This window comes from Kitasatospora sp. NPDC022785 (assembly GCF_055561295.1).
On sequence record NZ_JBVHHB010000011.1, the window covers coordinates 158,244 to 185,027 of the forward strand.

Here is a 26,784-nt window from a genome sequence, read left to right on the forward strand (position 1 = left end):
GCACCATCGGCGGCAGAGCGGAGGCAATATCCGCTCCGCCGCCTCGGCCCGGTCCGCCGGGGCTCCGGCGCGAGGCCGGGCAGGACCTAAGGCACGGTGCACGTCAGCTGCCGCTGCACCATGACGGTTCTGGGCGGGAGGGCGTGGCGCACCAGGTTGAGCACGGAGAAGCGGGGCGGTTCGCCGCTCGCCCCGGCGATCCGGCGCACCAGGCCGAGCGTGCGCAGCAGGTGGATGGCGCGCAACGCCGCGGCGGCGGGGCCACCGAGCAGGCCGACGGCCTGGTCCACCGTCCACGGGTCGGCGTCGGCCAGACGACGCAGCCCCTCGGTGTCCTCCACCGGCAGCGCGGCCACCGTGCGGGCGAGCCAGGCGGTCAGCGAGTCGTCGGCGTTGACCAGGGCGTTGGTGAGCATCGCCGGCAGGCCGGCCGCGGGGTCCAGGAGCTGGGCGGGCTCGTAGAGCAGCAGCCAGGAGGCCGCGGCCTCCAGAACTGCGGGAACGCCGTCCAGGTGCCAGCAGATGCGGGCGATCGCGGCGGTCACCTCCATGTCCGCGGCGGTCTCCAGGTAGAGCTGCGCGCAGCGCGATCGCATGAACTCCACCGCCGGGTACGCGGCGAGGTCGGCGTCGCGGGCCTCGCCGCGGGCCCACTCCGGCACGGCGAGCGGGAAGACCGGGAAGACCGGGTCGCCGGCGGTCGGCGAGGTCTCGCAGGTCTCGTACAGCACCCGCAGTCCCGGACACCGGCTCAGCATGAGACGCAGCATCAGCTCGTCGTCCTGGTCGAGGTCCCGGCCGTCGACGGTGAGCAGGATGTCGTTCTTGGCCAGGACGGCGGCCAGGTCGTCGAGGGCGGGCTCACACCCCAGGAGACCGGCGATCCGGCCGAGCAGGGTGTTCGCGGGGTCGCGCGGATCGTCGACGACCGGCCCGGGGCCGTCCAGTTCGATGCAGACGGCCGGCATCCGGCCGCTCTGGTGCAGCACGCTGGCGACCTCGTGGATCAGGCGGGTCTTGCCGACGCCGGGCATGCCCACGACCTTGACCAGCCGGTGTCCGGAGGACTCCAGCATGGCGGTCAGCGTGGCCGTCTCGCGCCCGCGGCCGATGATCGGGCCCAGGGGGGCGGGCGGTGCGATCAGCTCGTCGATGAGCGTCTCGCCGACGAAGGGGCCGGCCGCCGCCTCGAGTTCGGCCCGGCGGGCCTTGCTCAGCCGCAGGGCGTCGGCGAGCAGCCGGATGGTCTGGATCCTCGGGGTCCTCGTGCGTTCCAGCTCCAGGTCGCGGATGGCCCGGACACTGATCGTGGAGATTTCGGCAAGCTGCCGCTGGGTCATCCCCACGCGCTTTCGCGCATTTCGCAGCAGGACACTGAACTGTGCGTTCTGCACATGGTTGGCAGTGATTTTGAACACGCTCCAGAGATTGCCGTCCGATTCGCTGGGATCGGCCGGACGGATGGGTCTAGATCGTCACCGCACCCCCTCGGGCGGACCACAGCACTGGCCGGCCCGGACGGAATGCGCCGATCTCACCGATTTCATGGAGATCACATGGGATTCCGCATCGGCCATTCGGCTCGCAGCCACGTCCGCCAGAAATGACACGCAGAGGGATTCGGTCATCGCAACGGCCTGCTGCGGAGATATTTGAATCGACCCCGAGCTCTCGGGGAACCTTTGACCACCGGAGGTGGCTCATGCGCGGCGCATGGCCACCGAATGACAGAGCGCCGTCCCCAGAACGATTTCTCCGGCCTTCCGCCTGACGGACCAAATGTCGGTTTTGCCCGGCATGACACTTCCCCCGTTCCGGCAACCTGACGGCGCTCACCGCAGTTCGTGCGGCATCAGATGACAACACATGACGGGTACACAAGGAAAGCTCCTGGCTCGATCGGAGCCGTCCCGAGCGGCTCGCCAAACACCCTTGATCGCCCCCAGAAGCGCACATCCCCGGCATATCTCCGGCCGCGTGATACGCCCGCTTTACACCGTCTCGTCAGGCCCCGGCGAGCCCGGTTGTGAGTGCCGCGTGCCGCTCCACAGCCGGGATCCTCACGTTCCGGGCCATCCGGAGGGGCTCGTTCCGGCCAGCCGGGAGAGGAATCTTCCGCAGTCTCGGAGGGCGTCTCGCCGTCACGTCCGCATGGTGGACAACCGTTTGCGGCCATCGGCCGCACCGTGATTGTCTGAAGCGGGCCGGAGGACGCGCCCAATTCCTTTGGCGTACCCTCGGGCATTTTTCGCTCGTACACGCAGAACGGCGGTGCCGATGATTTCGGCACCGCCGTTCGGGGAATGCGTTGTTACCGGCCCGCCCCGGGTCGGTCGCTGTCGCCGGCACCCCCGGCGACAGCCGTGAACGTGTGGACGTCACCGAAGGAGCAGTACGGGTCGGGCGTCCGGCCCGCCAGGACGTCGGCGGAGATCCTCCGGATCCCCGCGTCACCGGGGAAGGCCGGTGACGGCCAGGCCAGGACGACCTCGTTGAGGCCGTCGCACACGATCTCGCCGGGCAGCGAGATCCCGTGGCGCTCCCACCGGGCGCCGCCCGACACGATGGCGACCGGCCGGCCGTTCACCTCGACCGACACCTGCCCCCCGGCGCCGGCCGGGTGCGGTGTCCGCCAGGTGACGTCCAGCTCGACCGGCCGTCCGGCCTCACCCACGAAGAAGAACACCGATCGGGCCGAGAAGGCCTTGTAGTAGTTCCGCTCGTACGCCGGGGCACCGGGGGTCGACCACTGGAGCTCCAGTGCCTGGCGGCCGGCCGAGTTGTACGAGGGATCGAGCAGGTCGACCTTCCGGAGTCCGACCGAATGCTCGTCGATCCACACCTTCTCGACCTGCCGGCGGACGTCCTGGCCGTCCTTCGCCAGTACGTTGGCGATCGATCCCGTGATGAGCGGATCGAGATACTGGCGGACATTCACGAAGAGGTAGCGCTGGATCTGCGGTGAACCGGCCTTCAGCAGCTTCTCCGCGGACGCGCACATCAGCATCGGGGTGCGCCGGGCCTGCAGTTCCAGATAGGCCGACATGAGCGGCGCGAGCCGGTCGGAAAGGCCGACCGAGCGCTCGATCGAGTGCTCGACCAGTTCCCCGTCCTGCCACCAGTGCGCGTTGTGGACGGCGGCCAGGAAGAGCGTCTCCGCCTCCGATCCGGCCTCCGGCCCGGGTGCCTCGGCGAGCAGCTCCCGCCAACCCACCGCGGTCTCCTTGAACGCGCCCAGCAGCGCGGCGGCCGCGGCCGCCATGGTCACGCGGATGCCCTCCGCGTTGAGGTGGCAGTAGTCGATGAAGAGCCGCCGGTCCGGAATGCCGCCGCCGAGGTGCTCGCGGAACAGCTCCGGCGAGTCGACCAGCAGGCCGCCGTGCCGCTCGGCGCCCTCGCGCAGGGCCGCGAGGACCGGCGCGGTGCTCCGCGGGGCGTAGACCACGGTGGTGTCCCAGATCTGGGCGTCCCGGGCGGCCTCCAGCGCGGCCCGGGCCGCGTCCTCGTCGCCGGCGGCCCGGGCGCAGTCCGCCAGGACGTAGTGGCCGGCCGCGTTGGTGCCCTGGTCGAGTTCGACCATCCGGCGGGCGGCCTCGGCCGCCTCCCCGAAGCGGCCCTCGGCCAGCGCGGCCCGGGCCGTCCCGTACAGGGCCACCCACCGCGGGTTGCCGTCGGCCGGCAGGTGGGCGGCGTTCGCCACCGGGTCGCGCCAGTCGGCCAGGTTGAACTCCGGGGCGATCCACAGCACCGGCACACCGCGCTCCGCGTAGAACGCGGAGACCTCGTCGACGATCTCCTCGGAGGTCCGCCGGACGAACTCCTCCGCGTGCTCCCGGTACCCGGCAGGGCCCCGCTCGCGCACCGCCGCCGCCAGCACTCCGCGCTCCAGCGGCTCGGTCGGCAGCTCGTAGCGCCAGTTGTTGCCGCAGAAGAGCACCACCGCGTCGGGCTCCAGCACGGCGGCGGCCAGGGCGAGGTCCTTGATCTCCCGCCCCAGCGAGGTACGGGCCAGGTCGACGACCTCGACCTCGCCGGGCCCCAGACGGGACTCCAGCAGCGCCGCCAGCACCCCGGCGGGGGTGTAGGCCGGGTCGTACAGGAAACCGCGGGCCACCGACTCGCCGAGGAGCAGCACCCGCCGGCCGCGCGCCTTGGGCGGGATCTCACCCGCGTTGGCCCACATGGGCCACTCCAGCCGCCGCTCCTGGTCGCGGACGAACGGCCCGTCGCCGCCGGTGCGCTGCCAGATCCCGACCCGCTGCACGTCCGGCGGCCCGGCCGATGCGCCCGGCGCCGGTGCGGGGCCGGGCGGGTCGGTGGAGAGCAGCCGCAGCAGCTGTGCCAGCCGCGCGCCGTCGTCGGTCGAGAGCTGCCGCGCCAGTTCATCGGCGAAGAACTTCAGGGAATCCGAAGGTCGGTCCATGGGCCCGTTCCTGTTCAGAGGAGCGTGTAGACGAGGTGGTCGACCGCTTCGCCGGCCAGCGGCGTGGGAATCGCGGTCTCCAACTCCCACAGCAGCGGAATCGACGAACGGTCCAGAACGAAGTCCTCGATCACCAGAAGGTCGATCTGGCTCTTGACGAAACACCTGATGGCGTCGAGCGGAGTGCACACGATCGGTTCCCCGCGCACGTTGAACGAGGTGTTGAGCAGGATCGGGCACCCGGTCTGCCGGTGGAACTCGCCCAGCAGCTTCGCGAACCTCGGGTTGCTCCCGCCGTCGACGGTCTGGATCCGGGCCGAGCCGTCCACGTGCGTGATGGAGGGCAGGTCGATCGGGGAGGTCACCTGGTGGGTCTCCAGCATGAACGGAGACGGGTGGTCCAGGTCGAAGTGGTTCTGCGCCTCGGACTCCAGCACGGCCGGCGCGAACGGGCGGAACGACTCCCGCAGCTTGACCAGTTCGTTGATCCGGTCGCGCGTCCCGGCGCCCCGGGGATCGGCCAGGATCGAACGCGCGCCGAGCGAGCGCGGGCCGAACTCCATCCTCCCCTGGAGCCAGCCGACCACCTTGCCCCGGGCCAGCTTCCGGGCCACGTGGGTGATCAACTGCTCCTCCTTGCCCCGGAAGTCCCGGTAGCGCGCGGAGGTGTTCCTCAGCAGCCGGTGCACCTCGTCGCCGGAGCTGGCGGGCCCCAGGTAGACGTGCTCCTGCCGCTTGTGTTCCGGCCGCTCACCGGTCAGCCGTACGTGCGCCACCGCGGCGGCCCCGATCGAACCGCCCGCGTCGCCGGCGGCCGGCTGAACGAACAGTCGTTCGAACGGGCCCTCCCTCAGACAACGGCTGTTCGCCACCACGTTCAGCGCCACACCGCCCGCCATGCAGAGGTTCTCGCTCGGCACCTTCTCGTGCAGGTAGCGCACCTTCTCCAACAGGATGTCCTCCAGGACCACCTGGACGCTGCGGGCCACGTCCAGGTGGAAGGGCTGGAGTTCGGACTCCGGCACCCGGGCCGGCCGGCCGAGCAGCTCGGCCAGCGCCGGCGAGTACATGGACTCCTCCGAGAGGAAGGAGAAGTACTTCATGTTGAGCCGGTACTGCCCGCCCTCGCCCGGCTCGACCAGGTCGCGGATCCGGTCGGCGTAGCGGGGCTCCCCGTAGGGGGCCAGGCCCATGACCTTGTACTCGCCCTCGTTGACCTCGAAGCCCAGGTAGCCGGTGACGGCGCTGTAGAAGAAGCCCAGCGAGTCCGGGAAGTCCACCTGCTCGAAGCGCTCCACGAGGTGCCCGTTGCCGGAGCCGTAGGTGGTCGTCGGCCAGTCGCCGACGCCGTCCACGGTCAGGATGGCCGCCTCGTCGAAGCCGGAGAAGTAGTAGCTGCTCGCCGCGTGCGAGAGGTGGTGGTCGACGATCTCGACCGGGCCCTCGTACCCGGTCACCGTGCGGAGCACGTCGATCGGCGGGGTCCTGGTCATCCGGTCCTGGATGTCGCGGCGGCGCTTGGCCGGCACGCCGGGCATCAGGCCCATCCAGATCTGGCGGCCCAGCTTCTGCACCGGGTCCTCGTAGTAGCCGATGGCGTCGACGTCGGCGAGGCTCAGCCCGGCCTCGTCCAGGCAGTAGCGGAGCGCGTTCCGGGGGAACGACTTGTCGTTCTTGACCCGGGTGAACCGCTCCTCCTGGACCGCGGCGACCAGCTTGCCGTTGCGGATCAGGCAGGCCGCCGAGTCGTGGTAACCGGCCGATACGCCCAGGACGTTGACGTCCGAGGCGGGCTGGCGCCGGGGGGTGACACTGGTGGACATTCGGTTTCCTTCCGCTTTCACCACTGCGCCAGGTGGTCGTCGATCAGCTGGCCGATCTCCCGCAGGGGCTCGCGGCCGGTGATCTCCAGGTGCCCGCAGTCGAGGTCGTACTGCAGGATCTCGCCGTCGACGAACGCTCCCCACGTCTGCGCGCCCGAACGGTCGCTGGTCCGGGTGGCGTTGAAGAACAGCAGGTCGCCGGAGAATCGCTCCCCGGCGTGGTAGTGCAGGAACGCCTCGCAGTTGCCGACGGTGGTGGCCGCGACGGTGGAGGCCTGCTTCCACTCCAGCATGCCGAGCACCGGGTCGTGCGCGCGGAGCAGGTCGACCAGCTCCTCGTGGCTCGCCGGGTCGGCCAGGCCGTCGGCGCGGTGGCCCAGCAGGACCTCCATCACCCAGCGGCTGTCCGCCTCGGCCGGCCGGAACTCCTCGGGCAGCGGCCGGGCGTCCAGCAGGGCCAGCGTCGCGACCTCCTCTCCCGCCGCCTCCAGGCGGACGGCGACCAGGTACGCCAGCACCCCGCCGAACGAGCAGCCCATCAGGTGGTAGGGCCCGTGCGGCTGGAGCTCGCGGATCGCCGCGACGTGGGAGTCGGCCATCTCGGCCATGGAGGCCGGCTTCACCCCGTCCGCGAGCTGGGTGGACTGCAGGCCGATCACCGGGCGGTCGTCGTCGAGGTGCGGAAGGATCGGGGAGTAGGTCCAGCTCAGGCCCGAGGCCACCGGCAGGATGAACAGCGGTTCGCCGACGCCCTCGCGCATGGTGAGGACCGGCTCCATGGGGTTGCCCCGGGTGCGGTTGGTCAGCTGCTGGGCCAGCTGGGCCACGGTCGGCCAGCGGTACAGGTCGCGGATGGTCAGCGGGACGCCGCCGATGTCGGCGATTTCCGTGACGCGGTCGAGGAACATCACGGCGAGCAGCGAGTGGCCGCCGAGGTTGAAGAAGTTGTCGCCGACACCGACGTCCGGGACCCCGAGGATCTCGGCCATCAGCGCGCAGAGCGCCTTCTCGACCGGTGTCCCGGCGGCCCGCACTCCGCCGCCGGTGGCCGTCCAGGCCGGCAGTGCGCGGCGGTCCAGTTTGCCGTTCGGGGTGAGCGGCAGCTCGCTGACCATGATCACGCTCGGGACCATGTAGTCGGGCAGCTGCTCGCGCAGGTCCTCGTGGAGCTCGTCGGCCGTCACACCGTCGTCCGCCGGCACCGCGTAGGCCACCAGGCGCTTGTCACCGGGTACGTCCTCGCGCACGATGACCGCGCCCTGGCGGACCCGGGGGTTGCGGGTGAACACCGCCTGGACCTCGCCCAGTTCGATGCGGAAGCCGCGGATCTTCACCTGGTCGTCGGCCCGGCCGATGTAGTCCAGCCCGCCGTCCGGGCTCCAGCGGGCCAGGTCGCCGCTGCGGTACATCCGCTCACCCGCGCCCTCGAACGGGCAGGCCACGAAGCGCTCCGCCGTCAGGCCCGGCCGGTTCAGGTAGCCGCGCGCCAACTGCGGCCCCGCCACGTACAGTTCGCCGACCACGCCGACCGGCACCGGGCTCAGCCGCTCGTCCAGCACGAACATCCGCAGGCCGGCCAACGGCCCGCCGACCAGGCTCCGGCCGACCGAGCCGGCCACCGTCGGCGCGTCCAGCGCCAGGTAGGTGGCGTGGATGGTGGTCTCGGTGATGCCGTACATGTTGACCAGCGTCACCCGGTCGTCCGGGTGCCGGTCGTACCAGGGCGAGATCTGGGCGAAGTCGAGCGCCTCTCCCGCGAAGATCACGGCGCGCAGCGCCAGTTGGGGGGTGCTCCTGGCGTCCTCCGGGATCAGCGGGTAGAAGGCCGAAGGGGTCTGGCACAGCACGGTGACCCGCTCCCTCGCCACCAGGGCCAGGAAGTCCTTCGGCAGGCGCGACACCTCGTACGGGACGCTGACCAGGGTGCCGCCGTGCGCGAAGGCGCCCCACATCTCCCACACCGACACGTCGAAGGCGTAGGAGTGGAACCAGGTCCACACGTCGTCGCCGCCGAAGGCGAACTGCTCGCGGGTGGCCTCCAGGATCGCGACCACACTGCTGTGCGCGATGGTGACGCCCTTGGGGCGCCCGGTGGAGCCGGAGGTGTAGATCACGTACGCCGGGTGCCCGGGCAGCAACGGCGTGGTGCGCTCGGCGTCGGTCAGGTCGGCCGCGTCCCCGGCGGCGAGGTCCGCTTCGACGGCGCCGCCGCCGAGCAGGACCGGGGCGTCCTCGAACTTCGGCGGCAGGGACGCCGAGGCGGCGCCGTCCGTGACCACCAGGGCGGGCCGTGCCTCCTCGAAGAGGGTCGCGATGCGCTCGGCCGGGTACGCGGGGTCGACCGGCAGGTAGGCCGCGCCGGTCTTGAGGACCGCCAGCAGCGCGACGGCCAGGTCGGCGGAGCGGTCGAGCAGCACCGCGACGCGCTCCTCGGGGCCCGCGCCCCGGGCGCGCAGCAGCCGGGCCAGCCGGTTGGCCCGGGCGTTCAACTCCCGGTAGGTGACGCGGGTCTCGCCGTCCACCACGGCGGTCGCGTCGGGCCGGCCGGCGGCCTGTGCCTCGAACAGCCCGACCAGGGTGGCGGTGGGCTCGGCCCCGAGGGTGCCGCTCCACTCGGTGAGGACCCCGCGCTCGCGGGCGTCCAGCAGCGCGATCTCCCGGATCGGAGTGTCGGGGTCGGCCGCCACCGCCTCCAGGACCAGCCCCAGGCGCTCGGCCGCGGCACGGACCGTCGCCTCGTCGTAGAGGTCGGTGCTGCCCTCGACCGTGACGGCGAGCCGGTCCGGGAGACCGTGCTCGGTCCGCTGCCGGCTGAAGCCGATGGAGAGGTCGAACTTGGCGGTGCCGATGTGGACCGGCTCGGCGCTGACGGTGAGTCCGGGCAGGTCGAGAGGGTGGTCACCGGCCTCCTCCAGGGTCAGCAGCACCTGGAAGAGCGGGTTGCGACTGGTGGAGCGCTCCGGGTTGAGCTCCTCGACGACCCAGTCGAGCGGGACGTCCTGGTTGGCCCAGGCGGCGATGTCGGTCTCGCGCACCCGCTGGAGCAGCGCGCGGAAGGACGGGTTGCCCGCGGTGCTGGTCCGCAGCACGACGGTGTTGACGAAGAAGCCGACCAGGTCCTCCAGCGCCTCGTCGGCCCGGCCCTCGACCGGCACGCCGATCGGGACGTCGTCGCCGGCCCCGGTCCGCGACAGCAGGACGGCGGTCGCCGCCTGGACCACCATGAACAGCGTGGTCCCGGTCTCCCGGGCGATCTCCAGCAGCCGGGAGTGGACCTGCCGGGAGCAGCTGACGGTGTGCGCCACACCCTGGTACGAGGCGGTGAGGGGCCGCGGGCGGTCCGGCCGGATCAGCGCCTCCTCCGGCAGACCGGCCAGCGCCTCTCGCCAGTGGGCCAGCTGCTCGGCGGCCTCGCTCGCAGGGTCCGAGGGGGTGCCGAGGAAGTCGCGCTGCCACGCGGCGTAGTCGCTGTACTGCACCGGCAGCGGCTCCTGGTCCGGGGCCCGGCCCCCGGTCCGCGCCCGGTAGGCCACGGCCAGGTCGCGGAAGAGCGGCCCTTCCGAGGAGCCGTCGGTGGCGATGTGGTGGACGACGAGCAGCAGCACGTGCGTCCGCTCGCCCAGGGCGAGGAGGTGCGCCCGGAAGGGAAGGTCCTTGGCGAGGTCGAACGGCACCCGGCCGAGCCGGACGAGGGTCTCGGCGGCGCCCGCCTCGTCGGCCTCGGTCACCGGGAGTTCCACGCCGCCGTCCCCGATGTCGAGGACCCGCCCGCAGAGGGTGCCGTCGACGACCTCGAAGACCGTTCGCAGGGGCTCGTGGCGGGCGACCACGTCGCCCAGCGCGAGCCGGAGGGCCTCCCGGTCCAATTCCCCCACCAGCCGCACCGCGCTCGGCACGTTGTAGGTGGGGGACAAGCCTTCCTGCCGACTCAGAAACCACAGGCCTTGCTGCCTGACGGAGGGCGAGAACACTGTTGAGCTCCAATTCCTCACGCCGGGCGACTGGCGTCTCCGCCTCCCATTGCCCGGTTCCATTCGAGACGTCAGATTGACAACGCTAGGGGCCTCGGCCGGTGGATTGCGGCACCTTCGGGGGCAGAAAGCAGGTGCCTGCGAACAGGTGACGACCGGCCCCGGGAAAAGCCGGGGAATTCCCGATTCCCGGCCTTCCCGGCCCTTCCCGGCACGGAACGGCCGATCAGATCAGCACGGGACCGCGGCCGTTGCGGTGGGCGGCGCTGCGCCTGCTGTCGAGGTGCACGTACACCCGGTGCAGCCAGCGGTCACGACCGTCGTAGCGCGGGGTGAAGTCGCTACGGCCGTGCACCACCAGGCGGTTGTCGATGAAGACCAGCTCGCCGGGCGCCAGGGTCAGTGAGGAGGAGACCTTGGTCAGCACCGTGCCCAGCCGCTCCATGGCCCCGGCGGCCTCGTCGTCCAGCGCGGTGGTGGCGTTGAAGTCGACCCGGATGTCCGGGTCCCGGACGTTGCCCCCGAGCACCGGGTGCGGCGCCGTGGCGTCGCCCGAACCGAAGGACGGCGGCGCCTCGGTGACGAAGCGGGGGCTGTTGAGGACGGCGAGGTCCGCGTCGTCGAGCAGCGGCAACGCCTCGCGGATCGAGGAGACCAGGGTGCCGGCGCGGCCGTCCCGGTCGGCGCGCAGGCACAGCAGGCCGACCAGGTCCGGGCGGTAGGGGTGGAAGGCGTTCTCGTTGTGCAGTTCCAGCGGGACCGAGCCGGCGTTGCTCTGGGACCCGGCGAGCGAGCGGACCGGGACCACGTCCTGGACCAGGGCGCCGTGCTTCTCGTCGCGGTAGGCGATCACCTCGCCGAGCTGCTGGGCCAGCAGCATCGCCGCCGCGGAGGGGACCGCCGGGATCCGCTGGACCGAGTCCTTCACCGTCGGGGTGTCGGGCAGGGCGCTCTCGTCCACCGGCAACCCGGTGATCGACAGGATGCCGGCCACCCCGGCGTCCTGTCGCAGTCCGCGCAGCGCCTCGATCAGCCGGACCGGCAGCCGGCAGCTGAGCCGGCGGGCCTCGACCAGCCAGTCGGGGTCGTCGAGCAGCCCCGGCGGGGTCCGGACGAGCTCCTCGGCCAGGCCGCGCAGGACGGCGCGTTCCTCGGTGGTGAGTGCCAGGCGAATCGCGTCCACGGACACGGGCCCGGGCTCGGATGCAAGGGCGGTCACACTGCTGCCTCTCGTCTGGTGGTGCGGGAGCGTCACGGCTCGAGCCGGCTTCGCAGTTGCCGGACGTCGACCTTGCCGTTGGCGGTCAGGGGGAAGCGGTCGACCGTCACGAAACTCTCGGGGATCATGTACGCGGGCAGGCGCCCGCCGAGGTGCTCGCGCAGGCTCGCGGCCTCGGGCGCGGCCCCCGTCTCGGGCAGCACGAAGGCGGCCAGGCTCTGGGTCCGGGCGTCCGGGTCGGCCGCGATCACGACGACCTCGGCGACGCCGGGGTGGCGGCGGAGCTGCTCCTGGATCTCCCCCGGCTCGACCCGGTAGCCACGGATCTTGATCTGGTGGTCGACCCGGCCGAGGAACTCCAGCGAGCCGTCCGGCAACCAGCGGGCCCGGTCGCCGGTCTTGTAGAGGCGCGCGCCGGGCGGGCCGTACGGGTCGGGCAGGAAGCGCTCCTCGGTCAGCTCCGGCCGGTGCAGATAGCCGCGTGCCACGCCCACACCGCCGATGTGGACCTCGCCCGCGACACCGACCGGGAGCGGCTCGAGCCGGTCGGTGAGCACGTACATGGTGGTGTTCGGGATCGGGTCGCCGAGCGGCACCAGGACGTTGCCCGGTGGCTCGGTGACGACGTACCCGGAGTTCCCGATGGTGATCTCGGTGGGGCCGTACTCGGTCGCGACGGCGGTGCCGTCGGGGCCCGCCGCGGCGATCCAGCGGCCGGCCAGGTCGGCGGTGAAGGCGTCGCCGGCCGCGATCGCGATCCCGGCGAGGTCCCGGGTCTCCTCCGGGGTGAGGTCGAGGCTGAGCAGGTCCAGCTGGCCCGGGGTCATCTTCAGGAAGCTGTACGGCCCGCCGGCGACCAGGTGCTCGCCCAGGTCGGCGATCGGCAGCGGGTCCGGGAGGAGGTGGACCGGCTGACCGGCGAGCAGCGGGCTGAACAGGTTCGGGATGCCCAGGTCGAAGGAGATCGAGGAGAAGGCGGCGGAGCCACCGGTGCCCCGGCCGGCGTACGCGGTGGCCGCCCACAGCAGGTAGTTGGCCAGGCCCCGGTGCTCGACCATCACGCCCTTGGGCGCGCCGGTGGAGCCGGAGGTGTAGATGACGTAGGCGAGCCGGTGCGGGTCGGCCGGGGTGTCGGGGAGGCCGGACGGCCGGGCGTCGATCGCGGCGCGGTCCCCGTCCACGAGCACGCTCCGGACGCCGTCCACCGGTTCGAGCAGCGGCAGCTGCGCGGTCTCGGTGAGCACCGTCTCGCAGCCGGCGGTCTCGACCATCAGCCGGAGGCGCTCGGGCGGCAGGTCGGGGTCGAGCGGCAGGTAGCCGGCGCCGGAGCGCCACACCCCGATGAGGGCGGGCAGCAGGTCCGGGCCTCGGCGCAGGCAGACCCCGACCAGGGTGTCGGGTTCGGCGCCGAGGTCCCTCAGGTGGTGGGCGATCCGGTTGGCCCGCTCGTCGAGCTCGCGGAAGGTCAGGGTGCCCTCGTCCGAGCGGACGGCCACCGCGTCCGGGGTGCGGCGGGCCTGGGCGTGGATCAGCGCGTCGACGGTGTCCGTCCCGCGGTCGACCGTGCCACCGGACGCCCAGGTGTGCAGCACCAGTTGCCTCTCCCCGGCCGGGAGCCGGGCGGCCAGGGCGTCGCCGTCGGGTGCCGCGGCCATGGCCTCCAGGACCAGCCGGTACATCGCCGCCAGGACGGCGAACCGGGCGGGCGCGACGCTCTCGGCGCGGGCCGTCAGCCGCAACCGTCCGTCCTCGGGGGCGACCAGCAGGCCGTACGCCGTCCCGGGCCCGGCGGCCGCGGCGAACAGGACCCGGTCGGGGCGGGTCGCGCCCCGGCCGGCCGGGGCGGCGGCGATCTCCTCGCCGGAGCGCAGGTCCTTGACGACCTGCTGGAGCAGCTGCCGCCAGGTCTCGGCGTCCCGGTGCACCTCGACGGCGACGGGCCGCTCGTGCTCGGGGAGGCTGACGTCGGTGCTCAGCCCGTGGTCCGCGGTGAGCGTGCCGAGCACCTTGACGTGCGCGGCGACCAGCACCTCGCCGACGGTCGCCCCGCAGGTCGCGGCCAGTGCGCCCAGGCCGTCGGCGAGATCGCCGAACTCCACGACGGTCTCGGCGGGTTCGCCCGCGGCGTGCCCGGGCTGCCAGGCGGTGGGCAGGGTCAGTGTGACGGTCAATGCGGTCTCTCCTCGTGGTCGCACCGCGGCACGCGCGCGACGTGCTGTCTACTGGTAGGCCGGAGTCGCCCGCGCGGGCAGTTCCTCGCCGGGGCGGACGCCGGACAGCGCGTGAGCCGCGATCGCGTCGGCGTCCCGGACGTAGTCGCCCCACGGACCGGGGCGGCCGAAGCCGACCTGGGTGAACCAGCGCGTGTTCTCGGTGGGTACGCCGAGGACGTACAGGCCGGTGTCGGGCAGGCCCGTGCGGTCCACCGGATGGAACGGGGCCGTGGTGACCGCCACCCCGCCGGTGCGGAAGGCGTGCTGCGCGTCCCGGTTGACGAACTCGGTCCACAGGCCGCGTCCGCGGAGGTTGCGGGTCAGCTCCGCCGGGTCGCGGCCGAGGTCCGGCACCGGGACGCGGGCGTCGACCACGTGGTCGACCGGCGTCCCCGAACCCGCCACCCGGGGCGAGGAGACGGTGAACCGGCCGAGGCCCGGATCGGCGGCGATCCGCACCTCGGGCCCGACCACGCGCAGCACTCCGGCCGCCATCAGCGCCAGCGCCTGCCGCAGCCGCACCGGCGGTGGCCCGGCCACCAGCACCGAGCTGACCGGCACGAACGAGCCGAGGAACGCCTCCCGGTGTGAAGCCGGGTCGAGCCCCCCGAAGTCGACGCACTCGCGCATCACCCAGCGGGTGTCGCGGATGACGTCGAGCGCGGCCATCAGCGGCGACCGGGTGTTGCCGCGCTCGGCCTCCCGGACACTCCCGCGCAGCAGCGCGGCGAGCGTGCGGTCGAACTCCTCCGGCCCCGCGAAGGTCCGCCCGGCGAACGGACGGGCCAGCGCCTCCAGGTCGATCGGGGGCATCCCGGCGACACCGTGACGGGCGGCGATCGTGCGGACGTCCGGCAGCCCGGCGTCGCCGGCGAGGACCACCTCCGCGGTGAACTCCTCGTCGGCGCCCGGCCCGTGCGAGTGGCGCAACGCGGTCGCGTAGTAGACCAGGTCGATCTCGGCGGTCAGCCAGGGCAGCACGTCGGCCGTGAAGTCCAGCACCGGCCCGGCCGCCCGGCTGCGGACCCGGTCCGGGGTGAAGAGGACGGGCTTGAAGGAGTACCCGGGAGGCCGGTTGTTGTCGCCCTTGGCCAGCAGCGGCAGCCCGCTGCGCGAACCGGCCAGCAGGACGGGCTCCGCGCCGCCGGGCCGGTACACCAGCTCGCCGTCCGCGTCCTCGGTGAACCGGCCGCCCCGGCCGACCGTGAGGGCCGCCATGACGTCGTAGAAGGACAGCCCGAGCCCCAGCACGCCCACGGCCGCGCCGGCCGGGATGGCGTCGAGGGACATCTCGGCCGGCGAGTCGCCCCGGATCCAGCCGAGACCGGGGCGGTCCGCGGCGAAGTCGAGAAGCTCCCGCTCGGTGCGCTCCGCCGGCGCCGGCCCGGCGTGGCCGGTGACCAGGACCACCCGGTCCGCGTCCAGGCGGCCCCCGCCGGCCGTGGTCAGGCGGTAGCCGCCACCGCACGGTTCGAGGTCGGTCACGGCAGCGCGCACGCGCGTCAGCCGGACGTGTGCCGGCAGGTGGGCCTCGATCGCGTCCAGGGCGAAACGCAGGTAGCGGCCGTACACCGCCCGGGGCGCGTACCCCTCCGGCCCCGGGTGGCCGGGGACGCCGGCGGACCACCACTGGTCGAAGGTCGGCCCCGCACCGGCCCGGGCCGGCCCGTCGTCCTGGGCGCCGGAGAACGCGGAGATCAGGCCCACCGGCGTGTTCATCAGGAACCACTCCGGCTGGTCGGTGCGGTAGATCCGCCCGCAGCCCACCTCCACCGCGTCGATCAGGTGCAGCTCCACCGGCCGGTCGCCGGGCTGCTCGGTCAGCCGGGCCACCAGGCGCTCGGTCACCGCCAGCCCGCGCGGGCCGCTGCCGACGACGGCTATCCGCCAGGGTCGCGTCAAGGGAATCCCCCTCCCGAGGGCAGAGAAAGTCGGTTCCGGGTGATGCCGGCTCAGGCGTGGCAGGTGAGCGGCTTGCCGCCGTTGTAGACGACCATGTCCCGGTAGGCGGCGGCGGTGTCGATCCTGGCGCCGGGCGGGGTGCCGTCCAGCTCCGCGTACGCGCGGTGCAGGTTGCCGACGATCCGCTCGACGTCCAGCCACGCGAAGTACTCGCCGAGGTCGCTCTCGAACGCGGCCTCCAGCGGGCTCAGCCCGGCGTCCTTGGCCTCGCGGGCGATCTCCTGCACGGTGCGCAGGTAGCCGAGCGCCTCGTCGATCACCTCGGGCCCGCAGACCGGACCGTGGCCGGGGACGATGGTCTGCGCGTCCAGCGGCCGCACCACCTTCTCCAGCACCTCGATCGCCCCGCTGACCGAGCCCATCAGCACGAACGGCGCGCCGCCCTTGAAGAGCAGGTCACCCGCGAACAGCACGGACCGGTCCGGCAGGTGGACGATCGAGTCGTTGGTCGTGTGTGCCGGGCCCCCCACGTACCGCACGTCGCAGCGCAGTTCGTCCGACCAGAGCGTGACCCCGTCGGTGTAGGTGAGGAACGGCGGTGCCAGCTCGAACTCGCCGAAGTCGATCTCGTTCCACACGCCCCGGTTGTACGGCCGCCCGAAGGCCACCACCTCGGCCCGCGCCTGCTCGTGCCCGATGATCGTGGCGCCGGGGAGCAGATAGTTGCCGAAGGTGTGGTCGGCGTGGTGATGGGTGTTCACCAGCGTGCGGACCGGACCCCTGGTCACCCCGGCGACCGCGTCCAGGTAGGCACGCGTCCGGCTCTCGGTGGCGCAGGTGTCGATGCTGATGACGCCCTGCCGGCCGACCAGGAAGGCGGTGTTGTTCAGGAACCAGCTGCCGTCCGGCTGGACGTACGCGAACACGCCCTCGCTGACCTCGACCGTCTGCGGCGCGCCGCCGAGCGTCACTTCCGACCGCCTGCCACGACCGGGACACTGCCCTTGGTGGACGGGAAGCCCGCCAGCTCGGTGCCCAGGCCCTGCGCCGCGGCAATGCGGTAGGCGTACGCGGCCACCGCGACGTCCTGCAGCGGCGAGCCCACGGACTTGAACAGCGTGCGGGCCGGGCGCGGCGCGTCGGCGGGGCGGCTGCACAGCTCGGCGAGCGTGATCACCCGCCCGGTGTCCAGGGTGCCGGCCTTGACGGCGGTGATCGCGTCGCCGGACTCCTCCAGTGCCTGCAGCCGGTCCACCACGATGAGCCCGGGCGCGCGCCAGACCTCGGCGTCCAGCTCCCGCTCCTCGGGCAGGGTCGAGCCGGTGGAGCTGATGTGGACGGTCTCGGGGATCCAGTCCGCGTAGAAGGCCGGGCCGTTGCCACCGGTGTTGGTCGCCACCAGGATCAGGTCGGCGTCCTGCACGGCGGTGGCCCCGTCCGCGACCGGTTCGATCTCCACGCCGAGGCGATCCGAGAGGTCCCTGGCGAACCCGTCGCGCCGCTCCTTGCGCGGACTGTGCACGGAGATCCGCTCCAGGTCCAGCAGTTGGCTGATGACCGTGGCCTGCATGCGTGCCTCGGCGCCGGAACCGATGATCCCGACCCTCCTGGCACCCGGCGCCAGCTTGGCGGCGGCCAGGCAGGCGGTGGAGGCGGTGCGCAGGACGGTGAGGTGGTTGCCGTCCACGGCGGCCAGGAACTCACCGGTACTGATGTCGAAGAGGTTGACCTGGAACCGGACGGTGCTGCCGACCAGGTGGAACTCCTTGTAACCGACCACGCCGAGGCCCGGCAGCGCCGCGGCCATGAGCCGCAGCCAGCCTCCTTCGAAGCGGAGGTTGACCCGCTCGGTGATCGCCGTGTTGCCGGCGTGGTCCTCCCGGTAGGCCTCGTCCAGCGCGTTCAGTACACCCTTGACGTCGGTCGCCCGGCGGACGTCCTGGTCGGTGAGAATGATTGCCATCTTTTCGTCTCTCTCTGGAGCTTGTGCACGCGTCAGCGGCGTCGGTCAGCCGGTCGGTCCCGCGCCCGCCGCCGGCGCACCGCGCAGCAGGGCGGAGACCAGCTCCGACGCCTCGTCCAGCACGAAGTGGCTGGTCGGGTACATGTGCAGCGAGAACGGCCGGGTGGTCTCCCACCGCCAGGCCGCCATGGACTCGTAGGTCACGAAGTGGTCGTGCATGCCGCCGGCGACGGCGATCGGGACGTCCAGCGGCAACCCGGGGGCGTACGGGGCCCGTTCGATCAGCCGGTAGTCCGCCCGCAGCACGGGTTCGAACATCTCCATCAGGTCGGGGTCGCCGAGGACCCCCGGCGCCACGCCGCCGAACGACGCCACCTGTTCGAAGAGTTCCTCACGGGGCAGCAGATGGAGCGGGGACTCGATCGAGCGCACGGCCGGCGCCTCGATCGACGAGACGACCAGCAGCTCCGGCTGCGGCCGGCCCTGCGCGCGCAGCCAGCGCGCGAACTCGAAGGCCACCAGGCTGCCGGAGCAGTGCCCGAACAGCACGAACCGTCCCTGCGTCACCGGTGCCAGGACGCTGCCCAACGTCTCCAGGAGCTCCGGCATCTCCTCGATCGGCGGCTCGTCCAGCCGGTTCTCCCTCCCGGGGAACCGGACGGCGCACAGCTCGGCGCCGGCCGGGAGCCGGTCGGCCCACTCGTTGTAGATCGAGGCCCCGGCACCGATGTGCGGGAAGCAGATCACCCGCACGTCCGGCTCGGCCACCGGGCGCGGCCTGACGACCCACTTCCGGTTGACCAGTGTTCCCCTCATGAGTTCCTCCGCGCGAACAACGTGTAAACATCGGTGCCGCGGTACTCCTCGGGCTGTTCCACCGTGGTCGTCATGCCGTGGACGGTGAACAGGTCGACGGCCGCGGCCAGCCGGCCTTCCCCCTCGACCTCGACGGCCGCCAGCCGGATCCTCGGCCACAGCTCCTCGCCGATGCCGCGCAGCACCTCCAGCTCGAAACCCTCGACATCGATCTTCAGGAAGTCGATGCGGTCGATGCCGAGCCTCGTCGCCGTCTCGTCGAGCCGCACCACCTCGCACGAGACCTTCCGGACCTCCTCGAAGCGGCCGGCCAGGATCTCCTCGGTCTCCTCGACCAACACCGCGCGGCGCTCCTCGTCGTCGAGGCCGGCGGCGACATTCCTGATGTAGGAGCGGACCAGTTCCTTGTCCTCGGCAGGATCCGCGTCGAATCCGGACATCATCGTGTACTGCGGGTAGAAGGTCAGCTCACGCCGCTCCGCAACGGAGCCGACGGCCTGGTTGAGAGCCGTGACGTTGGAAAGCCCCGCGACATTGCCGGAAAGCAACCGGAAGACCTCCGGAGCGGGCTCGAAGGAGAATATCCGGGCGGTCGGCCACTGCTGCGCGGCGAACAGCGCGAACATCCCTATATTGGCCCCGACATCGACGATGACCGGGGCGTCCGGGAGCGGTTTGCCGTCCGGCGGCAGGTAGACCCCGTCCTCGAAGATCTCCTTGTACAGATACTCGGCCTCATGGCGGTTGAGGCACCGCACCACCAGGCCGTTCGGCAGGCGCTGCTCGTACGTCATGTCAGCAACTCCGCCTTGATGACGTCAGCGACCCTGGGATCGGCGAGCAACGGCCCGAACCATTCGACGCCGTAGTCGAACCAGTGCGGTCGCAGGTCCGCGGCCGCCCGGCCCCAGAGCAGCTCGGCGGCGTCGGCCTCCTTCTCGTCCTGGAGCAGCACGACGGGGACGTCGCAGGCCTCCGGGCGGTAGCGGCTCAGCGCCCACGCGAGGCCGGCCGCCACCCGCTGGAGCCGCGCCAGGTCGGCCGCCCCGGTCTCCGCGCCGTACCAGCCCTCCCGGCTCAGCAGGGCGAGTACCTGCTCCGCGTCCTCCTCGCCGCCGAGGCCGAACCGCTTCACCACCAGGGCCAGCCGGCGGCGCAGCGCGAGGTCGAAGTCGACCGGCGAGCCGGGCAGGGCGGGCGGCTTGATCAGCACCACCCGGTCCACCTCCCGTGCGTGCGCGCGCAGTTGGCGCGCCAGCTCGAAGGCGAGCACGGCGCCGCTGCCGACGCCGGCCAGGTGATACGGGCCCGCCGGCTGGACGGCCAGCAGCTCGCCGACGAACCGCTCGGCCAGCTCGGGGACGGTCGCCGTCCACGGCTCGGCAGCCGGGTCGGCGCCCGGGTCGACGCCCGGATTGGCACCCGGATTGGTGCCCGGGTCGTGCTCCAGCGACAGCGTGTACACCGGGCGCCCGGTCTCCCAGCCGCGCGCGGCCTCGCGCTCGAGGTCGGAGAACTGCTCCGAGAGGACGAGGAACAGCGGCTCCCCGACACCGTCCGCGACGAGCAGGGTCAGGGCCGGCCCGCCGTGCGCGGGGGCGGGAGTGGGGGCGGGAGTGGGAGCTGACACGGCAGCTGGGGCCGACGCGGGGACGGACGCCGGCGTGCTGCCGGAGTCAGGCGCGGGGGCGGAATCCGTCAGCACGGCCGGGACCGGAATCCCGGCCGGCGGATCAACGGACCCGACGCCGCCCACCGTCAGGCTTTCGGCGAGCCGGGCCGGTGTGGGATTCCGGAACACCGCCGAGCTCCGCACGGATATTCCGCGTTGCCGTGCAGCGATGACGACATCGACCACCTTGAGCGAATTCCCGCCCAGATCGAAGAAATCGTCGTGCGGCTGGGCCGTGACGCCGAGGACGCCCGCCCAGATGTCACAGAGTTCTTGCTCGATCACCCGACACGATTTATTTTCTCCGGTCACTTGACGGACAGTAGGAGATCGCCGCAGCCGTCATCGGCAAGTCAACGGGCAACTGACCGGCAATCGGTGTCCGCCCGTTCCCCGGGCGAAACACCCTCGGCCGGCGCCCACGGGATCCAGCGTGCCGGGCATGCTGGGCGCGCCCGGTCAGCGTCCGTTCCGGGCGAGCCCGACGTCCGGAGGAACGGCGTCAGGCCGAGGCCGCCGACCGCGTGGGTTCCGACACCTCGCCCGCCGGGCCGTGGCCGCGCAGGCGGTCCATCTCCCGCCACTCCGGGCGGAGTCCGGCGAGCGTGGTGGTCGCGAAGTACAGGCCACCGCAGACGAACAGCACGGGTATCAGGCCGGTGAGGGCGACGGCGGCGCCGGCGAGAAGGCCGCCGAGGGGGATGCCGGCCCAGGCCAGGGAGTCACCGAGGGCACCGACACGGCCGAGCAGGTGCCGCGGCACCCGTTCGAACAGCATCGCGCCGAGGATCGGGTTGAGGAAGCCGGAGCCGAACCCGCCCACCACGAAGACGGCGAGCACGACGCCCATCGGTGCGTCCATGGCGAGGACCAGGAACCTCGGCGCCCCGCAGAGCAGGAAGCCGGTGAAGAAGACGATCCGGCGCGGGAGCCGGTGGGCGAACGCCGCCGCTATCAGGCTGCCGCCGACCGCGGCGATCCCCCAGGCGCTGCCGGTCAGGCCGATCGCCGCCGGGCCGCCGCCGGACTCCTGCGCCCAGACCGGCACCAGGACCGTCATGAACCCGGCGTCCAGCAGGTTGGTCAGACCGATCATCACGATCACGGTGAGCATCAGCGGCTCGCTGCGCACGAAGGCGAAGCCCTCCCGGAACATCCGCCAGTAGCCGGCCTCCTGCTCCGGCGCGTTCTCCCCTGTCGGCCGCGGAGCGGTGGCCGCCCGGCCCATGCCGCGCGGCAGCACGAGCGCGATGACGAGCGAGCCGAGGGCGAACGCGACCGCGTTGACCGTCAGACCGGCCATCGGGCCGAGCAGCGCGATCAACCCGCCGCCGATCGCCGGGCCGACCGTGGAGGCCAGCCGCTCGGTGACCCCGGAGAGCCCGGTGGCCCGCTCCAGCGGGATGCGGGCACGGTCGGCCGCCTCGGGGACCATCACCTCCTTGGCCAAGTCCCCCGGGCCGCGGACCGCTCCGACCAGCCCGACCATGACCAGCAGCAGCCAGAAGGGAAGCACCCCGAGGCCGTGCAGCAACGGGATCAGGCCCGCGGCCACGGCGCTCACCGCATCCGTCGTCCAGGAGATGACCCTCGGGCCCAGCCGGTCGATGACCGGCCCGGCCAGCGCCTTGACCAGGACGTAGGGCGTCATCTCGACGAAGGCGACGACACCCGTCATGGTGGCGCTGCCGGTGGTGGCGAGGACGAACCAGGGCAGGGCGATCGCCGAGACCCGCGTCCCCGTCAGGGAGATCGCCATCGCCCCGAGCACCCCGGCCAGCGGCCGGACCGTGCGCGGAGCGGCGGACCGGGGAGGCGCATCGGGGACGGCGCTCACCTCCGCCCCTCCGATTCGTCCGCCTCCGGCTCGCCCGCGGGGTCGGGCAGGACCTGGAGCACCACCGCGACCCGCTCGGCCCCCTCCGGCACCGCCTCGGCCTCCGGGCCGGCCCCAGCGGACCCGGCACCGGACTCGGGCCCCGCGGCCCAGCGGTAGCGGGCGACCACCTCCGCAACCTCCTCGGCGAGGCGGCGCGCCTCATCCGGCGTCAGCCGCAGCGCCCAGTCGCTGAAGTCGAAGGCGTGCCGCCACTCCCGCGGCATCGTCTCGAAGGAGTTCAGCGCACGCTGGGTGGTCAGTGCGTTGGCGGCGACGACCGACCGCAGATAGGCGAACGCGGCCTCGGGTTCCTCGTCGGCCAAGTCCCGGTCGGCGAACCAGGTCATCTGGTGGAGCGGCTTCCACCACCGCTCACGGGCGTTGCCGCGCTCGGTGTCCTCCGCGACGAAGCCGGCGGCCGCCAGCTGGCGCAGGTGGTAGCTGGTCGCGCCCGACGTCAGCCCCATCCGCTCGGCGAGCCTGGTCGCCGTGGACGGTCCGTGCCGGCGCAGCAGCCCGACCAGTTGCACGCGCACGGGGTGGGCGAGGGCCCGCAGGCCCTTGGCGTCGAGGACGACGACATCGGTCTGCGGATCCGGGCCGTGCGGCCACTTCTGCTCCTCGGTCATGGCAGCAGATTAAAACCGCAAGCACTTCTTTGCAAAGGGTTATTTGCAAAGAAGTCTTGGCGATCTTCCGGGTGCCGGGCCGGCCCGCTCGATACCGCGGGGTGGCCGTCCGTTGCGCTCAGTCGCCGGCCACCGCCAGGATCAGGACCACGGTGATGCCGCCACCCGGGGTCGGCTCCACCGCCAGCCGCCCACCGGCCGCGCGGATCAGCCCGTAGCCGGCCGGGCCCACCGGGCCGTCCGGGCGCACTCCGGCGAGCAGCCACTCACGGGCCTCCGGAAGTTCACAGGGACCGCGGTCCACCACCCTCAGCTCCACCCGGGCCCGGTCCGACGCCGCCCCGGCCGGCCCCGGCTCCCGGCCACGAACGGCCCGCGCCACGGTGCCCGACCCACCCGGACCGCGCGCGCCTCCGACGCCGCCCCAGCCGCCCGAACCCTTCCGGCCGGACACCGCGTCGACCCGGACCAGCACCCGGTCCCCCGCCGGGCTGCGCCGGATCGCATGGTCGACCAGCCCCGCCAGCGCGGACTCCAGCCGCCGGGCGTCCACGGCCACCACCGGCAGGCCGGCCGGTATCCGCACCGAAACCGACGCCGCCCGGCCGCCGCCCCGCAGCACCCGCTGCACCACCTCGGCCACCTGGACGTGCTGCGCCTGCGGATCGCAGCCCTCCGTACGCTCCGTCCACCGCACCCGCTCCAGTTCGGGCCTGCTGAGTGCCCGCGGTGCGGCCATCTCCCCTGGCGGCCACCCCGGGCCGCCCGCCCAGCCGGAGCCGGCGCCACCGGACCCGCCCGCGTCAGCGGCACCGTCCGAACCGCTCGCGAATCCACCGTCCCGGCCGCCGCCCCTGCGCCCGGCGGCCCCGGAGCCGCCCGGGCCGCCGAGTCCACCGAACGCGCCCAGCCCACCAAGTACCCGGGCACCTCCCGACGCGACATAGCCCCAGAGCTTCCCGCGTGCCATCGCCCTGCCCCTCGTACGTCACCGGCCGCCACCGCCGGAGGCGCAGCAGGCCGGACGGGGCCGCTCTCCGGGCCCCTGCGCCAAGCCTGCGCCTCCGCCACCCGGGTGACAATCCGGCTCATGGACGCAAATCGGCCACCGCACCCCGCCGGTCGGCGGGTACGGCCCGGCCGACCGGCGGGTCCGGTCCGCCGGATCCGCCGGTCGGCCGGGCCGTCGGAGCGCCGCCTGCCCGGAATGCCGTCCGGCGCCCACCCACCCGGCCACCCGGCCCGATCCGACCGCCGAACCTAGACTGACCCCATGACCCGGCTCAACGACCAGGTCCAGGAGCTGCTCCAGGAGTACGCCGACCTGATCTCGATCACCGGCGGGGACGCCTTCCGGGCCCGCGCCTACGAGAAGGCCGCCCGCGCCGTGGGCGGTTACCCGGAGGACGTCGCCGGGCTGGACGCCAAGGGCCTCCAGCAGATCCCCGGCGTCGGGAAGTCCACCGCCGAGAAGGTCGCCCAGTACCTCGCCACCGGCCGGATGGAGGCGCTGGAGACGTTGCGCGCCGCGATCCCGCCCGGGGTGCGCGAGATGATGGCCGTCCCCAGCGTGGGCCCCAAACGCGCCCTCGCCCTCTACCGCGATCTCGGCATCGCCTCGGTCGACCAGCTCGCCGAGGCCATCCGCGCGGACCGGCTGAGCGGGGTGGCCGGGTTCGGCGAGCGCAGCGGCGAGAAGATCCTGCACGGCATCGAGATGATGCGGCAGTCCGGCGGGCGGACGCTGCTCGACGCGGCCACCGAGCAGGCCGATCAGATCGTCGCGGCGATCGCGGCCGTGCCGGGCTGCACCCGCTGCGCGTACGCGGGTTCGCTGCGCCGGATGCGCGAAACCGTCGGCGACATCGACGTGCTGGCCACCGCCGAGGACTCCGCGCCGCTGATGGCCGCACTCACCGAACTCCCCTACGTGGCCGAGGTGATCGTGCGCGGTCCGACCAAGACCTCGGTGCGCACGACCAAGGGCCTCCAGGTGGACCTACGGGTGGTGCCGGAGGAGGACTGGGGTGCGGCGCTGGTCTACTTCACCGGCTCCAAAGCCCACAACATCAAGCTCCGCACCATGGCCGTCCGGGCCGGCCTGAAGCTCTCCGAGTACGGGCTGTTCGAAGCCGAGAACACCGAGGAAGCCGAGGACGCGGAGGGCGCGCAGGACGCGGAGGGCGCGGAGAAAGCCGAGGGCGCGGAGCAGACCGACAGCGGCACCGGCGACCGTGGCGCGGGCGCGGACGGCGCGAAGGTGGCGTCGGCGACCGAGGAGGAGGTCTACGCGGCGCTCGGGCTGCCGTGGATCGCGCCGCCGCTGCGCGAGGACCGGGGTGAGGTCGAGGCGGCGCTGCGCGGCGAACTGCCGGAGCTGGTCACCGAGGCGGACCTCCGCGGTGACCTGCACTCGCACACCAACCTCACCGACGGGCTGGCCACCCTGGAGGAGATGATCGACACGGCGGCCGCCCGCGGCTACGCCTACTACGCCGTGACCGACCACGCACCCGACCTGGTCATGCAGCGGATGACCGACGAGAAGATGCTCGCCCAGCGCGATCAGCTGCGCGAACTCGCCGGCCGGCACCGGCGGATGCGCCTGCTGCACGGCACCGAGCTCAACATCAGCCCGGACGGCGGAGTGGACTGGCCCGCCGAGTTCCTGGCCGGCTTCGACGTCTGCGTGGCCTCCGTCCACTCGCACTTCGGTGCCGACCGGGCCACCCAGACCCGTCGGCTGATCCGCGCCTGCGAGAACCCGTACGTTCACATCATCGGCCACCTCACCACCCGCCGGATCGGCCGGCGCGGGCCGATCGACGTCGATCTCGACGCGGTCTTCGAGGCCGCTGCCCGTACCGGCACCGCGATCGAGATCAACAGCTCACCGCAACGGCTCGATCTCCGCGACGAGGACGTTCTGCGGGCGAAGCGCTACGGAGTGAAGTTCTCGATCGACAGCGACGCCCACGCCACCGGCCACCTCGCCTACCCGCGCTACGGGATCGGCACCGCCCAGCGGGCCTGGCTGACCACCGAGGACGTGATCAACACCTGGACGTGGCAGCGGCTGAAGCGGTTCCTGCGCAAGGACGCCCTGCGATAGCGGCCGTCCCTCCTCACCAGCGCCCGAGGAGCCCCCGAGGAGCCCCCGAGCAGCCCCGGACGTCCTCCAGGCATCCCCTCGGGCCGGTCTCCCGACCTCGCGCCCTCCCGCCCGCGCCCGACCTGCATACTTTGCCCGATTTCGCACCGGAAGACTCTGGTGCAACCGGCACGGGAGGAGCATCATGGAGATGGACCTGCGAGGTAGATGAGGGAGTTCGACCGCAGGAGGCAGTGGCGACAGATCGAGACGGATCAGGGTCTGCCGCTGGTACCTCGGTCGACGATCGAACTGTGAGGCCGGAGGACAGGATGTCCGGAGGCCACCCCCGCCTCGCAGGTTCCCCGTGCCCGCCCCTCCCCGTATCCCCGGCGCTCTCCCCCCATCCCTCGCTCTCCCCCGCATCCCCTGCCCTTCCCGCCGAACGGCCGGGCAACGTGCGAGGGACACAGCGCCACTACGCGGTCGGGACCGCGTACCCCATCTCCCAGGCGTGCACGGCAATGCCGACCCGGTTCTGCACGCCCAGCTTCCGTTGGATGCTGGCGACGTGCGTCTTCACCGTGCCCGGTGAGATGAACAGCTCGGCGGCGATGTCCGCGTTGGTCCGGCCCGCTGCGACGTGACCGGCGACCTCCACCTCCCGTTCGGTGAGCGGCACGACGTGACCACGACGGCTCTCCGGACGCCGGGGCGCCGTCACGTGCTTCAGCAGCCGGACCGTGACGGACGGGCTGATCAGGCTCTCCCCGCTCGCCGCCGCCCGGACCGCCTCGGCCAGCAGGGCGGGCCCGGACCGCTTCAGCAGGAAGCCCGACGCCCCGTGCTGAAGAGCCGGGTAGACGTACTCGTCGAGGTCGAAGGTGGTCAGCACCACCACCCGCACCGGTGTCACGGCACCCGGCCCGGCCAGGCGTCGGGTCAGCTCCAGGCCGTCCATCCGGGGCATCCGGATGTCGACCAGCGCGACGTCCGGGCGCAGCTGCCCGGCGAGTTCGAGCGCGGCGGCGCCGTCGGCTGCCTCGCCGACCACGGTGATGTCGGGCTGCGCCTCCAGGATCCGCCGCACGCTCCGGCGGACCGCCTCCTGGTCGTCCGCGATCAGCGTGCGGATCGGAGCGTGGGCGGCCTCCGGCGGCTCCGCGCCGGCCACCGTCGCGGA

17 protein-coding genes and 1 pseudogene are annotated in these 26,784 nt (G+C 72.7%); 1 reads left to right on the plus strand and 17 read right to left on the minus strand.

Going from position 1 to position 26,784, the window contains the following annotated elements; all coding sequences use genetic code 11:
* Nucleotides 1-86: 86 nt before the first annotated feature.
* The 16 genes and pseudogenes from ACZ3YO_RS19910 to ACZ3YO_RS19985 all read right to left on the minus strand — a co-directional run bounded on the left by ACZ3YO_RS19910 (nucleotide 87) and on the right by ACZ3YO_RS19985 (nucleotide 23,249).
* Nucleotides 87-1,418: a helix-turn-helix domain-containing protein gene (locus ACZ3YO_RS19910; RefSeq protein WP_465570878.1), complete on the minus strand. Its 1,332-nt coding sequence runs from the start codon at nucleotides 1,416-1,418 to the stop codon at nucleotides 87-89.
* 893 nt (nucleotides 1,419-2,311) lie between these two features.
* The gene (locus tag ACZ3YO_RS19915) at nucleotides 2,312-4,423 is read right to left on the minus strand and encodes a hypothetical protein (protein WP_465570881.1); all 2,112 of its coding nucleotides are present in this window, start codon (nucleotides 4,421-4,423) and stop codon (nucleotides 2,312-2,314) included.
* Nucleotides 4,424-4,437: 14 nt separating this feature from the next.
* Complete coding sequence (locus ACZ3YO_RS19920) at nucleotides 4,438-6,246, minus strand: carbamoyltransferase family protein (RefSeq protein WP_465570884.1); 1,809 nt, start codon at nucleotides 6,244-6,246, stop codon at nucleotides 4,438-4,440.
* Between the two features lie 17 nt (nucleotides 6,247-6,263).
* A complete protein-coding gene (locus ACZ3YO_RS19925; protein ID WP_465570886.1) occupies nucleotides 6,264-10,280 on the minus strand; it encodes a non-ribosomal peptide synthetase in 4,017 nt (1,338 codons plus the stop codon).
* Between the two features lie 163 nt (nucleotides 10,281-10,443).
* Nucleotides 10,444-11,400: a TauD/TfdA family dioxygenase gene (locus ACZ3YO_RS19930; RefSeq protein ID WP_465570888.1), complete on the minus strand. Its 957-nt coding sequence runs from the start codon at nucleotides 11,398-11,400 to the stop codon at nucleotides 10,444-10,446.
* Between the two features lie 68 nt (nucleotides 11,401-11,468).
* Nucleotides 11,469-13,607, minus strand: a complete 2,139-nt coding sequence (locus ACZ3YO_RS19935; RefSeq protein ID WP_465570891.1) for an amino acid adenylation domain-containing protein — start codon at nucleotides 13,605-13,607, stop codon at nucleotides 11,469-11,471.
* A gap of 48 nt (nucleotides 13,608-13,655) precedes the next feature.
* On the minus strand, nucleotides 13,656-15,551 hold the full coding sequence (locus ACZ3YO_RS19940) for an FAD/NAD(P)-binding protein (RefSeq protein ID WP_465570893.1): 1,896 nt from the start codon (nucleotides 15,549-15,551) through the stop codon (nucleotides 13,656-13,658).
* A 50-nt stretch (nucleotides 15,552-15,601) separates the two neighbouring features.
* Nucleotides 15,602-16,522, minus strand: coding sequence for an MBL fold metallo-hydrolase (locus tag ACZ3YO_RS19945; protein ID WP_465570895.1), 921 nt, complete (start codon nucleotides 16,520-16,522; stop codon nucleotides 15,602-15,604).
* A complete protein-coding gene (locus ACZ3YO_RS19950; RefSeq protein WP_465570898.1) occupies nucleotides 16,519-17,514 on the minus strand; it encodes an ornithine cyclodeaminase family protein in 996 nt (331 codons plus the stop codon). The genes ACZ3YO_RS19945 and ACZ3YO_RS19950 overlap by 4 nt, the downstream gene beginning before the upstream one ends.
* 45 nt (nucleotides 17,515-17,559) lie before the next feature.
* Complete coding sequence (locus ACZ3YO_RS19955; RefSeq protein WP_396322543.1) at nucleotides 17,560-18,330, minus strand: thioesterase II family protein; 771 nt, start codon at nucleotides 18,328-18,330, stop codon at nucleotides 17,560-17,562.
* A complete protein-coding gene (locus tag ACZ3YO_RS19960) occupies nucleotides 18,327-19,124 on the minus strand; it encodes an FkbM family methyltransferase (RefSeq protein ID WP_465570901.1) in 798 nt (265 codons plus the stop codon). Before ACZ3YO_RS19960 ends, ACZ3YO_RS19955 begins: the two co-directional genes overlap by 4 nt.
* Nucleotides 19,121-19,960, minus strand: coding sequence for a thioesterase domain-containing protein (locus ACZ3YO_RS19965; protein WP_465571003.1), 840 nt, complete (start codon nucleotides 19,958-19,960; stop codon nucleotides 19,121-19,123). Before ACZ3YO_RS19965 ends, ACZ3YO_RS19960 begins: the two co-directional genes overlap by 4 nt.
* A gap of 147 nt (nucleotides 19,961-20,107) precedes the next feature.
* A pseudogene (locus tag ACZ3YO_RS19970) lies at nucleotides 20,108-20,314 on the minus strand (acyl carrier protein); the annotation flags it as partial.
* A 190-nt stretch (nucleotides 20,315-20,504) separates the two neighbouring features.
* Complete coding sequence (locus tag ACZ3YO_RS19975) at nucleotides 20,505-21,839, minus strand: MFS transporter (RefSeq protein WP_465570903.1); 1,335 nt, start codon at nucleotides 21,837-21,839, stop codon at nucleotides 20,505-20,507.
* A complete protein-coding gene (locus tag ACZ3YO_RS19980; protein WP_465570905.1) occupies nucleotides 21,836-22,510 on the minus strand; it encodes an ArsR/SmtB family transcription factor in 675 nt (224 codons plus the stop codon). Before ACZ3YO_RS19980 ends, ACZ3YO_RS19975 begins: the two co-directional genes overlap by 4 nt.
* Before the next feature lie 118 nt (nucleotides 22,511-22,628).
* On the minus strand, nucleotides 22,629-23,249 hold the full coding sequence (locus ACZ3YO_RS19985; RefSeq protein ID WP_396322547.1) for a histidine kinase: 621 nt from the start codon (nucleotides 23,247-23,249) through the stop codon (nucleotides 22,629-22,631).
* A gap of 534 nt (nucleotides 23,250-23,783) precedes the next feature.
* On the opposite strand from ACZ3YO_RS19985, the gene ACZ3YO_RS19990 reads away from it, so the two are divergent.
* Nucleotides 23,784-25,622, plus strand: coding sequence for a helix-hairpin-helix domain-containing protein (locus tag ACZ3YO_RS19990; RefSeq protein ID WP_465570907.1), 1,839 nt, complete (start codon nucleotides 23,784-23,786; stop codon nucleotides 25,620-25,622).
* 457 nt (nucleotides 25,623-26,079) lie between these two features.
* Here ACZ3YO_RS19990 and ACZ3YO_RS19995 read toward each other — a convergent pair whose 3' ends face one another.
* A complete protein-coding gene (locus ACZ3YO_RS19995; protein WP_465571005.1) occupies nucleotides 26,080-26,736 on the minus strand; it encodes a response regulator in 657 nt (218 codons plus the stop codon).
* Nucleotides 26,737-26,784: the final 48 nt, after the last annotated feature.

What these genes read in the sequence shown, in the direction of transcription:
- ACZ3YO_RS19915 (WP_465570881.1), bottom strand. Translation starts at nt 4,423, where the DNA reads ATGGACCGACCTTCGGATTCCCTGAAGTTCTTCGCCGATGAACTGGCG.
- ACZ3YO_RS19920 (WP_465570884.1), bottom strand. Translation starts at nt 6,246, where the DNA reads ATGTCCACCAGTGTCACCCCCCGGCGCCAGCCCGCCTCGGACGTCAAC.
- ACZ3YO_RS19925 (WP_465570886.1), bottom strand. Translation starts at nt 10,280, where the DNA reads ATGGAACCGGGCAATGGGAGGCGGAGACGCCAGTCGCCCGGCGTGAGG.
- ACZ3YO_RS19950 (WP_465570898.1), bottom strand. Translation starts at nt 17,514, where the DNA reads ATGGCAATCATTCTCACCGACCAGGACGTCCGCCGGGCGACCGACGTC.
- ACZ3YO_RS19955 (WP_396322543.1), bottom strand. Translation starts at nt 18,330, where the DNA reads ATGAGGGGAACACTGGTCAACCGGAAGTGGGTCGTCAGGCCGCGCCCG.
- ACZ3YO_RS19960 (WP_465570901.1), bottom strand. Translation starts at nt 19,124, where the DNA reads ATGACGTACGAGCAGCGCCTGCCGAACGGCCTGGTGGTGCGGTGCCTC.
- ACZ3YO_RS19980 (WP_465570905.1), bottom strand. Translation starts at nt 22,510, where the DNA reads ATGACCGAGGAGCAGAAGTGGCCGCACGGCCCGGATCCGCAGACCGAT.
- ACZ3YO_RS19985 (WP_396322547.1), bottom strand. Translation starts at nt 23,249, where the DNA reads ATGGCCGCACCGCGGGCACTCAGCAGGCCCGAACTGGAGCGGGTGCGG.
- ACZ3YO_RS19990 (WP_465570907.1), top strand. Translation starts at nt 23,784, where the DNA reads ATGACCCGGCTCAACGACCAGGTCCAGGAGCTGCTCCAGGAGTACGCC.